Origin of the sequence: Tolypothrix campylonemoides VB511288_2 (assembly GCF_045999855.1) — a bacterium.
Taxonomy (GTDB): domain Bacteria; phylum Cyanobacteriota; class Cyanobacteriia; order Cyanobacteriales; family Nostocaceae; genus Scytonema; species Scytonema bouteillei_A.
This window is the reverse complement of sequence record NZ_JBFPMW010000005.1, coordinates 60,969-74,101: the sequence shown is the minus strand read 5'-3', so window position 1 is coordinate 74,101 and position 13,133 is coordinate 60,969. Positions and strand designations below refer to the sequence as shown.

General features: G+C 40.0%; 12 protein-coding genes and 1 pseudogene. 6 read left to right on the top strand and 7 right to left on the bottom strand.

All coding sequences use genetic code 11. From position 1 onward, the window contains the following. Positions 1-351 precede the first annotated feature (351 nt). The 4 genes from AB0756_RS16785 to AB0756_RS16770 all read left to right on the top strand — a co-directional run bounded on the left by AB0756_RS16785 (position 352) and on the right by AB0756_RS16770 (position 4,320). On the top strand, positions 352-567 hold the full coding sequence (locus AB0756_RS16785) for a hypothetical protein (protein ID WP_050045972.1): 216 nt from the start codon (positions 352-354) through the stop codon (positions 565-567). Between the two features lie 109 nt (positions 568-676). Continuing rightward, the gene (locus AB0756_RS16780) at positions 677-1,147 is read left to right on the top strand and encodes an AbrB family transcriptional regulator (RefSeq protein ID WP_038084075.1); all 471 of its coding nucleotides are present in this window, start codon (positions 677-679) and stop codon (positions 1,145-1,147) included. 304 nt (positions 1,148-1,451) lie between these two features. Continuing rightward, positions 1,452-2,333 carry a CPBP family intramembrane glutamic endopeptidase gene (locus AB0756_RS16775; RefSeq protein WP_038084077.1) on the top strand — a complete coding sequence of 294 codons (882 nt, stop codon included), beginning with the start codon at positions 1,452-1,454 and terminating at the stop codon, positions 2,331-2,333. A 658-nt stretch (positions 2,334-2,991) separates the two neighbouring features. Continuing rightward, positions 2,992-4,320, top strand: coding sequence for a glycosyltransferase family 4 protein (locus AB0756_RS16770; RefSeq protein WP_038084079.1), 1,329 nt, complete (start codon positions 2,992-2,994; stop codon positions 4,318-4,320). Between the two features lie 20 nt (positions 4,321-4,340). On the opposite strand, the gene def is transcribed toward AB0756_RS16770, so the two are convergent. Both def and AB0756_RS16760 read right to left on the bottom strand, forming a co-directional pair. Continuing rightward, complete coding sequence (gene def, locus AB0756_RS16765; protein ID WP_038084081.1) at positions 4,341-4,883, bottom strand: peptide deformylase; 543 nt, start codon at positions 4,881-4,883, stop codon at positions 4,341-4,343. A gap of 34 nt (positions 4,884-4,917) precedes the next feature. Continuing rightward, a complete protein-coding gene (locus AB0756_RS16760) occupies positions 4,918-6,195 on the bottom strand; it encodes an HhoA/HhoB/HtrA family serine endopeptidase (RefSeq protein ID WP_137986325.1) in 1,278 nt (425 codons plus the stop codon). Positions 6,196-6,364: 169 nt separating this feature from the next. On the opposite strand from AB0756_RS16760, the gene dnaA reads away from it, so the two are divergent. Continuing rightward, complete coding sequence (dnaA, locus tag AB0756_RS16755) at positions 6,365-7,729, top strand: chromosomal replication initiator protein DnaA (protein WP_038084082.1); 1,365 nt, start codon at positions 6,365-6,367, stop codon at positions 7,727-7,729. Positions 7,730-7,947: 218 nt separating this feature from the next. On the opposite strand, the gene AB0756_RS16750 is transcribed toward dnaA, so the two are convergent. After that, complete coding sequence (locus AB0756_RS16750) at positions 7,948-8,079, bottom strand: hypothetical protein (RefSeq protein ID WP_272899752.1); 132 nt, start codon at positions 8,077-8,079, stop codon at positions 7,948-7,950. A 56-nt stretch (positions 8,080-8,135) separates the two neighbouring features. Between AB0756_RS16750 and dnaN the strand changes: the two genes are divergently transcribed. Beyond that, a complete protein-coding gene (dnaN, locus tag AB0756_RS16745; protein ID WP_038084084.1) occupies positions 8,136-9,302 on the top strand; it encodes a DNA polymerase III subunit beta in 1,167 nt (388 codons plus the stop codon). Positions 9,303-10,079: 777 nt separating this feature from the next. Here the strand turns inward: dnaN and AB0756_RS16740 are convergent. The 4 genes and pseudogenes from AB0756_RS16740 to AB0756_RS16725 all read right to left on the bottom strand — a co-directional run bounded on the left by AB0756_RS16740 (position 10,080) and on the right by AB0756_RS16725 (position 13,059). Continuing rightward, on the bottom strand, positions 10,080-10,652 hold the full coding sequence (locus AB0756_RS16740; protein WP_038084086.1) for a Uma2 family endonuclease: 573 nt from the start codon (positions 10,650-10,652) through the stop codon (positions 10,080-10,082). Positions 10,653-10,983: 331 nt separating this feature from the next. Beyond that, a pseudogene (locus AB0756_RS16735) lies at positions 10,984-11,592 on the bottom strand (RloB family protein). Beyond that, positions 11,585-12,871, bottom strand: a complete 1,287-nt coding sequence (locus AB0756_RS16730) for an AAA family ATPase (RefSeq protein WP_038084094.1) — start codon at positions 12,869-12,871, stop codon at positions 11,585-11,587. Before AB0756_RS16730 ends, AB0756_RS16735 begins: the two are co-directional and overlap by 8 nt. Before the next feature lie 2 nt (positions 12,872-12,873). Beyond that, positions 12,874-13,059 carry a helix-turn-helix domain-containing protein gene (locus AB0756_RS16725; RefSeq protein ID WP_072040764.1) on the bottom strand — a complete coding sequence of 62 codons (186 nt, stop codon included), beginning with the start codon at positions 13,057-13,059 and terminating at the stop codon, positions 12,874-12,876. Between the last annotated feature and the right edge of the window lie 74 nt (positions 13,060-13,133).

The window sequence follows — 13,133 nt, the reverse complement described above, 5'->3', positions numbered from 1 at the left end:
AAAGTTTGTACGGCAAGTTTAATTCAAAATTAAACAACTATTTTGCTATTATTAAACCATGCTAGTATTTAATATGAAATTACAAAGCAACAAAACCAGTATCAATCGCCATAGATGTGCGGCTGTTACTGCTTTGTTTCTTAGTAATATTGTAGAGAGCAGAAATTTCTTGTCTCTACAGGCAGGATAAAAGGGTGTACATCTGCACAACCTCCCAAAAGCTACTTATGCTGTCAAAAGCTTGAGAGTACGAATGGGGAAAACCTTTCGTCTCAAAGCCAAAAAAGCAAAGCTAGAAAAGTGGAAAGACCACTTTTTATTGGGTTCATGACTTATTAGGGGTCAAAGTCAGTGGCAATAAAGTTGGAAGAAATTCCCCACCACGTTTTGCCTCCCCAATTTGTAAAGGTGGTCGAAAGTGACGCCGCTACAGCAGTGCCAAAAGAAAGATTGATTTCATTTCTGATGGCAAATGATGGCTACAAGTGCCGTAAAACTACCAAAATAAATGCCTGTGACAACTGCTACATGATAAGTGTTGCGGATAACCATAATAAAGGTTCTTAGGCTACCCGTGTAAAGGTTTTGAGTAGCGCTGTGCAGATGTAAAAAAGCCAAATACTGGCAAAAAGACAAATTTTATCAATTCGGCGAGAGTGAGGATCTTTGAAGCATAATGACTGAAACTGCAACCGCACCATTAACCGGTAAAGCACTGCTTGCAAAGGTTAAAGAACTATCCAATTTACCACGGCGAGAAAGAGCCAAGCAGTGCGGTTACTACACAGTTACCAAAAATAACCAAGTCCGTGTCAATCTTACTGATTTTTATGATGCTTTGCTGTCAGCTAGGGGTATTCCCTTAAGCCCAGAAGCACCAAAAGATGGTCGCGGACGCGAACCGACATACAGAGTCAGCGTACACCAAAACGGTCAGATTGTTATTGGTGCAACTTACACCAAAGCAATGGGCTTAAAGTCAGGTGATGAATTTGAAATTAAGTTAGGATACAAGCATATTCACTTAATTCAAATTGACGCTGATAAGAAGTTGCTCTCATCAGATGATTCAGATTTAGATGAAGAGGACATCGAAGACGAAGAGGATTTTGATGAGGATGAAGATGAGGACGAAGAGGAAGATTAAATTTTTTTATAGTAAAGGCAAGTTTAGAGCAAAAGCTTGATGGCTTGTCTCAATATAGAAAAAATTGAAATTCTCCGAAAAAGTTAAAAAACTTCGTACAAAATAAAACGATGGGACTGTTGCAGTTTTAAGAAATTTTGATAAAAGCTTGGTTAAGAATAGACAAAAGCTCAAGAAGGGTAAAGTTGAAACGGGAAAAGTAAAGATAAAGTATGATACAAAAGTATGAAATACTTTATGTTTCACCTGACAATTCACACCCTAGCATTGAAAAATTTGTGTTCTGCTGAGCGAGAGATCTGATATGCAACAAGTCTGTCGTATTTTTTTGCGCGATCTCATAGCATTATTAGAGCCATCAGCCAACTTATTGCTGCCATCATTACAAGATGCACCAGCGTTAGTTGTAATGATGGCTTTTTTTCTGGCGTGGATTATCTGTTGGTTACCATTAGCGGTAATCTCAGCGATCGCTATTAAATGGAAACCCTTTCAACCTCTACAGCCACAACAAAAGTTACCCCTACTGATTCCTCTCTACCTCCTAGCTCCCTTCATGCTTTGGGGTACGAGTTTGTTGACAAAAACCTCTTTTTCTGAATATGGTTTGTCTGGAAGTCTTTCTACTTTTTATTCTTTAGCTTTGGGTTTCGCCGTGGGAGCACTGGGTATAACAGTGGTATTTTCTTGTCAAATACGGTTGGGATGGTTGGCTTTTCAACAAACAAACCTCAAGCAAGTGCGCCCCATTTTACTACCTATATTGTTAGTTGCCTTATTAGTAGGAGGTGTGGAGGAGTTAATTTTTCGCGGTTTTCTCGTGACTGAATTGGGTAAGGATAGCTCTATTTGGATAGCAGCGCTCGCCGGAAGCTTAATTTTTGCCTTGCTACATCTTGTTTGGGAGCAGCAAGACACCATACCGCAATTACCCGGACTTTGGTTAATGGGAATGGTATTGGTATTAGCACGGCTTGCAGATAGGGGTAGCATAGGCTTGGCTTGGGGTCTGCATGCGGGATGGGTTTGGGCGATCGCATGTTTGGATACAGCCCAACTTATCAATCCCACGGGTTCTGTATCTAAGTGGGTGACGGGTAAAAATCAAAAACCTTTAGCTGGAGTGGCGGGTGTTCTTTGTTTGCTCCTGACAGGAGGGATTCTCTGGTTGATGTTGAGATATTGAAACAAAGACAAAGCTGCGAACAGACTACTCCCTTGTTTGAGGAGGATTACGGAATGGAGGTATTTGGTTCTGTAGTTCTTAACAGACAAATAAAACCGAGGTTAACTGGCAAACGGGTAAAAGCCTGAAAGACAGTGCAACTTCATATTACTTTTAATTTATTAACTTTAAACTTCTTATACTCATCTTGACCGTGCTGCTTAAAAAAAGCGTGCGGTCTTATAAATTATTTTTTCTAAATCATTGAAGAGACTTGTATTGTATAAAGATTTTATAAAAGCAGTACTAAACTATACGAGATACTACCAAGCTAGTGCTACCATTTCTCGTGTATCTGCTCGATGCGGACAAAAAACTAAACTATTAAAAATCCTCAAAATTACGCTCTATTTATACATAATTTCCTTATAGCATCGCAAAACTTTACGGATAAAAACTAAACTTCACGTAGTTTAAAAATAGACCGTTGTGTAGATTAACAACTATGTACTGAGTAGTATTGTAGAAGGGGAATACCGTGCTAGCACCGTTACCTACTGCAGTTTCTAAAGTGCATAAATGAATTAAACTAACACCAATTCACAGTAAGGGTGATGCCGTAATGAATCTAGCGGATTGTTAATTTTTTGTAGTCCACACAGAATTGACTCAATAAATAATGCACATTCTGATTTACTCCTACAACTACTATCCAGAACCGATTGGAATAGCTCCATTGATGACCGAACTGGCTGAGGGGCTTGTCAAGCAAGGTCATCAAGTTAGGGTGATTACGGGTATGCCAAATTACCCCCAGAGAGAAATTTATCCGGCGTATCGTGGAAAGTGGTACGTAACAGAACAGAAAAATGGTGTTACTATTCAGCGCTCGTACCTGCGTATTAAATCCAAACCGAATTTGCTGGATAGACTTTTACTGGAATTGAGTTTTGTGTTTACAAGCATACCGCAAGCATTAAACGGCTGGCGACCGGATATCATTCTTTTGACAGTACCTCCGTTATTGGTATCATTACCAGCCAGCCTCTTAGGTTGGCTGTACAACTGTCCGGTAGTACTGAACGTACAAGATATTCTTCCAGAGGCGGCTGTACGCGTTGGACTATTGAAAAACAAATTGATGATTCGAGCCTTGGAAGCTTTAGAGAAGTTTGCATACAGACGCGCTCATACCATTAGCGTCATTGCTCATGGTTTTTTAGAAAATTTAGTCAGTAAGGGAGTCCCCATCCAAAAAATAGTTTGTATCCCCAACTGGGTGAATGTCAATTTCATCCGTCCTTTACCAAAAGAGAAGAACTATTTTCGGGCTGAACATCAGCTTGAAGGAAAATTTGTGGTGATGTACTCGGGCAATATAGCACTGACACAAGGTTTAGAAACAGTCATAGAAGCAGCAATTTCGTTGCGCCACAATCCAGAAATTGTCTTTGCGATCGCAGGTGAATCCAAAGCCCTCCACTGGTTGCAAAAATACTGTTTGGCATCTCAAGTCACTAATGTTTTGCTTGTACCGTTACAACCTCGAGAAAAACTGCCAGAAATGTTAGCTGCTGCTGATGTTGGGTTAGTCGTGCAAAAGAGCAATGTCATTTCTTTCAATATGCCTTCTAAAATTCCACTCCTGTTAGCTTCCGGTCGCCCGATATTAGCTAGCGTTCCTTCGACAGGTACAGCGGCGCGATCGGTAATTGAAAGTGGTGGAGGTATCGTGGTAACTCCAGAATCACCAGATGCTTTAGCCAAAGCAGTACTATACCTATATAACAATCCTAAAGTTGCAACTCAACTTGGCAATAAAGGCAGACACTTTGCGATTGAGCGTTATTCTTTTGAGCAAGCTTTAAGAAATTATGAAGCTCTATTTTCTAGAGCGATCGAAAGCGAAGAACAGAATTTAACGATCTTACCAGCAGTGAAGGCCGATGAATCTGCCAATCCAGATTTCCTAGAGCGACGTGACAGAAACATCGGAATCCCCCATTAAACACTGTCAAGAGTACACCCTTATTGCGGATTTAAAATGATTTGCTTTTGATACTCTTGCTCGGTCATAATATCTAGGGTGCTTTCGAGCCTGTCTAGAAAGACAATACCATCAAGGTGATCGGACTCGTGTTGAAAAATTCGAGCCACAAAATCTGTAAGTTCTTGCTTTTGAAGTTTGCCATTTCTATCCATATACTCAACTTCAATTGCTTGATATCTGGGAACGAAACCTCGAATTCCCGGAACACACAAACAACCTTCCCAACCTTTCACGACTTCAGCCGAATGTGCAATGATTTTGGGATTTATCATAGCAGTTGGTTCCATGTCTGGAGCATTTGGGTATCTGGGATTGGGACGAGATGCAACAATAAACAAACGTAAGGATTCTGCAACTTGGGGTGCAGCAATTCCTACACCATTAGCTTTCTTCACTGTTGCGATTAAACCGTCTATCAGCTTTTGAATGCGCTCATCATGAATATTTTCAATTGCGGAAGCTTTCTGACGTAGAATGCGATCGCCTAGTTGAACGATTGGAAGTGTTTCTATTTCAGACATAGGAAATAGGAGTTAGGGGTGAGGGAAAAAACGATTAACGATCGCGACGAACTGGCAATGGTGCGGGACGGATTGCTATTTGTGTGGTTTGTCCGTCACGTTGGACTTGTAATTGTATTGTTTCTCCGATCTTGCTACCTTCCACGATTCTTTGGACGTCCTCTATTTTTGTAACAGATTGGTTGTTAATACCTTGAATAATATCACCTTGTCTGAGACCTGCCGAGGCGGCGGGAGAACGGGGAACAATGTCAACTAACAGAACTCCTTTACTAGCAGTAATATTAACCTCAGCGCCGGAGTTGATTTTGTCTCTCAGTTCTGGTGTCAGCGTTACCATCTGAATACCCAAATAAGGATGGTCTACTTTTCCCTTGGAAATCAATTCTCGAGCTATTCGCTGCGCTGTGTTGATGGGAATGGCAAATCCCAATCCTTGAGCACCCCGGATAATAGCAGTGTTCATACCAATCACTTCACCGCGAACATTTAATAACGGTCCGCCCGAGTTACCGGGATTAATAGCTGCGTCGGTTTGAATGTAATCCACTCGCTTATCGGTAGCGCCAATATCACTACTAGAACGTCCTGTAGCACTGAGAATTCCTGAAGTTACAGTGTTATCTAACCCTAAAGGATTCCCAATGGCAATCACTGCTTCTCCCGGTTGCAAGTTCTCTGAGTTACCAAGAGGGACTGTGGGTAATTTGCCAGCATCTATCTTAATAACCGCCACATCCGTTACCGGATCTTCACCAAGTACGCGTCCTTCAAATTCACGACCATCTTTTAATTTTACTGTAACGCGATCGGCTCCATTAACCACATGGGAGTTAGTTAGAATTTGACCTGCAGAGTTAATAATAAACCCAGAACCGCTTCCCTGTTCTACTCTTTGTCTTGGTTCTGATGGTCGCATATCCCCGAAGAACCTTCGGAAAAATGGATCGTCAAATTCTTCTGGTAACTGCTGCGAAATTGTCCTGGCTGCATTAATACGAACCACAGCCGGTCCTACCTTTTTGACCACTCCCACAACAAAGTTAGGGTTCTCAGACCCCGAAAATATGGGAGCGACAACTGGGGTAGTGTTTTCGTTAGTGCTTTGAGGTGTGTTGTCACCTTGAGCTTGGGACTCTGCATTGGGTTTTTGTGCTTCAAGAGTTATAGCTGGTATGGAACAACCCCCAAGAGATGCCACTGTTATGCTACATAGTAGCATAAAGACAATTTTGGGCGTTGAAGAAAGTTGAAGCGAAAAACGTTGATTGTCGTCTTTTTTGGTTTGGAATTCACGGTCTTTTGTCTTCATCTGTTGTTGTCTTCTCCTGGAAGATCGGTGGATGGTAAAATCTTGGCTACTGGGGAACACAAGAATATATAGCTTACATATATGTTTCGGTTCATAGCATAGTTTGTTAAATTTGTGAGTTGCTCATCTTTCATTATTGTGACGATCGCACCCGTATTGGTGGTAAATTATGGAAATGCCCATAGACAGTCTGTGGAATCAGGTACTGGAACGCTTGCAGCTAGAGCTATCCCGTCCCACCTTTGAAACCTGGATTAAAACCGCCAGTGCTGAGCAATTTGAAAACAATTGCTTGGTAATTCGCACTCCCAATCCATTTGCTCGCAATTGGTTACAAAAATATTACATAAAAACCATTGCTAATGCAGTACACGATATTCTCGGTTATCGCGTGGATATATATATAACGGTTGGGAAAGGGGAAGAAGTTCCCAATCTCGAAGACACCGAGGTTTCTTGGGAAATATCCACTCAAGATCCAACTCCTGAAAAAGTGACCAATCGGACCAAAACAGCAGAATTAAATCCAAAGTACGTTTTTTCGCGATTTGTTGTTGGTGCTAACAATCGGATGGCGCATGCGGCTTCCCTTGCGGTAGCTGAATCTCCAGGGAGAGAATTTAACCCCTTGTTTTTATGTGGCGGGGTAGGCTTGGGGAAAACGCACCTCATGCAAGCGATCGGACACTATCGATTGGAGATTCATCCCGATTCCAGCATATTTTATGTCTCCACCGAACAATTCACAAACGATCTCATCACTGCTATCCGCAACGATAGTATGCAAAGTTTCCGCGAGCATTATCGTGCTGCGGATGTGCTCTTAGTCGATGATATTCAGTTTATTGAAGGTAAGGAGTACACCCAAGAAGAGTTTTTCCACACCTTTAATACTTTACACGAAGCAGGTAAACAAGTCGTCTTGGCATCGGATCGCCCTCCCAACCAAATTCCTCGCTTGCAAGAAAGGTTGTGTTCTCGATTCTCCATGGGATTGATAGCTGATATCCAACCTCCAGACTTAGAGACGCGGATGGCGATTTTACAAAAGAAAGCCGAGTATGAAAATATTCGCCTTCCAAGGGATGTTATTGAGTATATTGCCTCCCACTACACTTCTAACATTCGAGAATTAGAAGGAGCGTTAATTCGTGCAGTGGCATATATTTCTATTTGGGGCTTACCCATGACAGTAGAAAGTATTACTCCCGTTTTAGAACCACCAACTGAGAAGGTAGCAACAACACCAGAAGTCATTTTATCAGTTGTTGCGGATACTTTTGATGTATCAATAGAAGACTTGAAAGGAAATTCGCGACGGCGAGAAATTAGCTGGGCGCGTCAGATTGGAATGTATCTCATGCGCCAACATACCGATTTGAGTTTGCCGAGAATAGGAGAAGAGTTTGGCGGTAAAGATCATACAACGGTGATCTATAGCTGTGAAAAAATTGCTCAACTGAAAGAAACCGACCAAAATTTGGTGCAAACTCTACGTCAATTGAGCGATCGCCTGCGTGGGTCAAAAGCATAATAAATGCTTCGTGCTATCTATCTGCCTTTCTTCTTCTAAATGTTAAGTAAAGTATAAAAAATCTTTAAGCTAATATTAGCTTGTGGAAAGTTTATTATTTTTTGTGGAAAACTAACACAAAATCTGTGGAAAACTTCACACCTTCGGTGGAAAACTTTATTTTAAGTATAACTACCCTGTGGAAAAACCCCCTATGTTTTCCACAAGTTATCCACAGGCTAGCGTTCAAAAATAAAGATGTGAGGTAAGTTTTCCACAACAGCGATCGGCAATCGGCGATCGCTCACCGATTTATCCGCATACTTAAAAGTGGGGAATTTAAATAACAAATCAATTTCTTTTTCTTCCACTCCTCACATTTGCAACAAGGTGTTACCATATCCAACACACTTGCATTCGTTCGATCATGAAACTAGTTTGTACCCAAAGCGATTTCAGTACTAACCTCTCACTGACAAGCCGCGCTGTACCATCCCGTCCAACTCATCCAGTACTTGCTAATGTACTTCTACAAGCAGATGCGGAAACCAACCAAGTTAGCCTTACAGCTTTTGACCTCAATTTGGGTATCCGTACCAGTTTTAAAGCGGAGGTATTGCAGGGGGGAGCGATCGCAATTCCTGCAAAATTGTTGAATGATATTACTGCTCGTCTTCCAGAAGGAGAAATCACTTTAGAAGAAGAGTCAGCTGCTAAAGGAGATAACATTGGTGGGGAAGGCTTAATTGTGTCTCTAATGCCAAAAAGCGGACGTTATGAAGTACGAGCAATGGGAGCAGAAGATTTTCCAGAATTACCTGCGATCGAAAATGACACATCGATTCAGATTACCGCTAGTGCATTAATTGACGGATTGAAAGGTTCTTTGTTTGCAAGCAGTAGTGATGAAACCAAACAAATACTGACAGGAGTTCATCTCACAGTTCAACAAGACTCCCTCGAATTTGCGGCTACCGACGGACATCGTTTAGCTGTGGTACAAACGACAAACGAGAGTACAGATACAAGTAGCGATACCAACCTAGAGGTAACACTACCCGCTAGAGCCTTGCGAGAACTCGAACGGATGCTAGCCCACAGTGCATCATCAGATGAGTCTGTTACTATGTCTTTGGATCAAGGACAAGTTATTTTTGAATGGCTAAATCAACGCTTGACCAGCCGTACTTTAGAAGGACAGTACCCATCTTACCGTCAGCTTATTCCCCGACAATTTGAGCGCGAAGTCACTTTAGACAGAAAACAATTTTTGAGTACCCTAGAGCGAATTGCAGTATTAGCAGACCAGAAGAATAATATAGTTAAAGTCAGTATAGACAGTGAAGCGCAAGAAATCACCTTATCTTGTGAAGCTCAAGATGTGGGAAGTGGGAGAGAATCCTTACCAGCACAGATATTGGGTGAGGAAATAGACATTGCTTTTAATATTAAGTATCTGATGGAAGGTTTAAAAGCATTGCCCTCTACAGAAATTCAAATGCAATTGAATTCAAATCTGACTCCAGTAATTTTTACACCTGTAAGTGGGGTGAAAATGACTTATTTGGCTATGCCAGTTCAGATTAGGAATTAACTAGGCAGATTGCAAGCGAGTTTATACAGAGTATGGCAGCTTTTTATACCCAGCCATTTTTCTGACTCCTTTTAGCTTAGTTAGTTGTGCTTTTAGGCACTTATCGATCCCCCCTAACCCCCCTTAAAAAGGAGGAAAAATACTCTGAGTCTCCCAATTTATCTGGGGATTTAGGGGGACTTGAATGTTTTGCTACTGATGACAGGACTTTTCAAACATCTTCTAAGACAAGATGCAGAAACGCGTTCTTAGGTAGGATTAATATATCTGACGCCCTAACGAATGGAATTCGTGGCTATACAAACTAGGTGGTTATGAAATCAAATATAAGTGAAGAACAAATACATTTTCAACGCGACAATATTTCCTTGCGCTTAGGACACATAGCTTCAAATCTGGGACGATTGAGGACATTATGCCACAATAGTTATGAGAAAGGGGTATTGGATGTAATCGCCCAGACAAAAGATTTTATCGAATAGACGGCAGCAGAAATTGAGCCAGAACTTGCCGAGGAATTAGTCAATATTCAAGTTCAACTAGCACTGTGGGAGAGAACTTGGGACAATATTTGGTCAGACAATAAAAAACGCGGAGAACTAGCTACAACGGCAGAAACATACTCTGGACGTGTATTGGATATGTCAGGTTTTTTGTTAGAATCAACAACGTAGTTTAAACCACCAGGTCAACAAGTAATTAGCAATTAGCAATATACCAATTCATCTGTTTACTTAAGTTTCAAGAAATAGGTACCAAACTTTATAACAAAAAAAGTTATTTTACTACCTTTAGCCAAGCAAATATATCGGCGGGCGAAACCTGCCAGTCCCTCAAGACATCAAGAACGGGCAATATACTAGTATCATAGTGTACTTCAGGTAATTGATTCGGTTGAAATACCATCACCGATTTATCATCAGGATCAATGAACCAACCCAGTTTTGTCCCCTGTTTAACACAAAAAATAATTTTATTAATGACACGGTTAGGAGATTGGTCAGGTGATAGGATTTCAATAGTCCAGTCGGGGTAACTTTCAAATCTGTTGGCAATTTCCCCATCTTCATCAGTTGGGATGCGCGACCACTCAAACACCGCCACATCTGGAACTAACGACCGTCCGCCAAAGGTGCAGCGTAACTCAGTTAATGCTAAAGCTAACTTTTTTGGTTTCCCAAGCTGATTGATTGCGGATGCTGACTCTGTTTGGAGAATGCTATGTTTTCCTTGGGGGATTGGTTTTTGATAGATGCGACCGTCGAGATACTCACTAGCTGGTTTGGTTTCTGGTAGTTTCAGAAACTCCTCTAATGTCTTGTTGAAAGATACCTGAGTTGAAAGTGCCATAAGCAATTACTCCCGAAACAATCCTAGCGAACAAATAATTTAAGGTTTTTGCTTCTCTACTTCTGCAACTCGCAAATCGATTCTATCAAAATAACACGGCAGCGTGAGAACCCCTCTCTTTTAAGAAGGGAATGAAACGCGACACGTAGGACTTTAGTCCGTAAGACTATACGAATGGATTGGGAGGGCGATCGCCGTGTATGCGGATTTACTCCTGTTGCAATTATTGGAAATAATCTGCCAAGCATTGCCCTGTTTCACACCAATGAAGAAGAACGGTAATCTTATGGTGGGAAGGGAGTAATTAGATATTTTAAATATCTGTTGATCGTTAACGAATAAACCTATTTAATTGACAAACTAATAAATGTACAGTAGTTGAAGGATTATCGCTTTCTGGATTATGTTCATGATATTGCTTGAGCAGATTTTCTGCATTTTTGATAGCAGTCAGTTGCCGATTTTCTAATTCCTCATAAATTTTCTGACTGTTCTTTTGATATTTATAACCCAGTAATTTATTTAATTTTTTACAATAATCACTCCGAGGAATCCCCGTGTTAAGAAACTCAAAGTGCAAAACATACCATAGTTCAAAAGCCTCATTAGAATATGCTATATCAATTCCTACTTGTTTGGCTTTTGTAATAGCATGATTAAAATCTTCTTTAGTCCAAGAATCGCGGTCAAACACACACCAAACTTGGTCGTAATCTTCCTGGTTTCTTAATTATTGAGCTTTTTCGACTAGCTTACTTGGATTAAACCTTAACCCTCTAACATCAATAACATCCTTGGGTACACGAAAAGCGTTGAAGTAATTAGGTTCGGTTTTCTCTCCTTCGCAAACAATTAAAAACCTCTCGATAAGTTCTCGTGTTTCAATCTTTCTATCAGAGTAACCGCGCAAGTTATCTTTTTTCAAATGTCTTTTAGGCATCAGACTCATTTATTAGAGAAATTAGGTTACCAATAAAAGGAATAGCGCCATATCTACCTTTTATATAGTCGTTTTCAAAAGAAGTATCATTTTGAAGCTTAAACTCCACTAATGAATATAAATCCGTAGCTCCATATTTATTTTTTTCAGTAAACCAAATCTGATCTCTACGAAAGAGTTTATTGCTGAGTAGATTGGTATCATGAGTCATAAAAATTAGTTGTGCATTATTGGAATTAGTTTCAGTAGAGCTAAACAGTTCTACCATGGCACGGCTAATCAAAACGTGAAGTCTTGTATCAAGTTCATCAACTATCAGTACTTTACCATCCTTGAGAGTATCTACAATCGCTCCTGCCATAGCAAATATTTTTTGAGTTCCTTCAGACTCTTGCTCATCTAAGTTAAATAGCTCTGTGGAAACATGATTTCCCTGACTATCAAACTTTCTATGTACCGTATTAATAGATGTCACTTGATTATTTTTTTTAATTAAAAATCTTTTAACTTCATCTGGAATTTCTTTAGCTATACTGTCTAAAGTTACTTTTTCAACTTTTATATCGCTAATCCCTAAATCTAATTTCTTTATCAATTGAATAATTTCTTCTTTATTGTTATTTTTGTTGTCTATTAAACATTCTACTGTGTAATTTAAGAGACTGGAATCATCCAAACTAGAGACTATTCTTATTTTTCTCGTTAGCCAATCTAGTATTCTCTCAGCAATTTCAACATTAAATTGAGCGCAAACTGATATAAATAAGGCATTATGTCTGGTTTTTTGTTGAATTCCGTCTGCTTTGAATTTCTTAGAAAAGCTAATATTATCTCTATCGCGTACAAAAAGTTTTGTTTCTTTGATTTTAGGAACATAGAGCAACCATTCTGAAATTACTCTTTCTCGATCGGCTTCAAATCCATATCTGTACCTTTGCCCATCTAAAAGAAAAACAATCTCAAAAAAAGATGGTTCTGCTTCGGTTTCCGTACTGAGTCTAAACTTCTCAACACCTATTTTTTCCGTACTTTGAGTTTCTTTGGAGGAATTAATCATAAACCATCGCATAAAATTAAGAGCTTTGGCAAGATTACTCTTACCACTGGCGTTGGCTCCATATATTGCTGCACTTTTTAGTAGCTTAAGTTCGCGATTTACTGTAAAAAGATTATTTTCATCTAGCTTTTTGTCTTGAGCAGCAATGTTGGTTGCCACCATACTTAAAGTGACTTTGTCTTTAAACGATCTGTAATTGCCAACACTGAACTCGATTAGCATAATCAGTTTATCGGTGTTAGTAGGAAAAATAAATAAAAATGCACAAACACATAATAATAGCATTTAAACAGAGCATTAAGGCGGCGAAACACGGTTGATTGATGAACTCCCAACTCCCTCGCTGCACTTGCAAGGCTATGAGTCCGAGCGATCGCTTGAACTATCCGCAAATCATTCCAATCCAACATGGCGGCAGTATATTTGCAAAAATGCAAATCTGTTTATCAATTTTGCCATTATTCGTTGCACTTGTACGAATCAC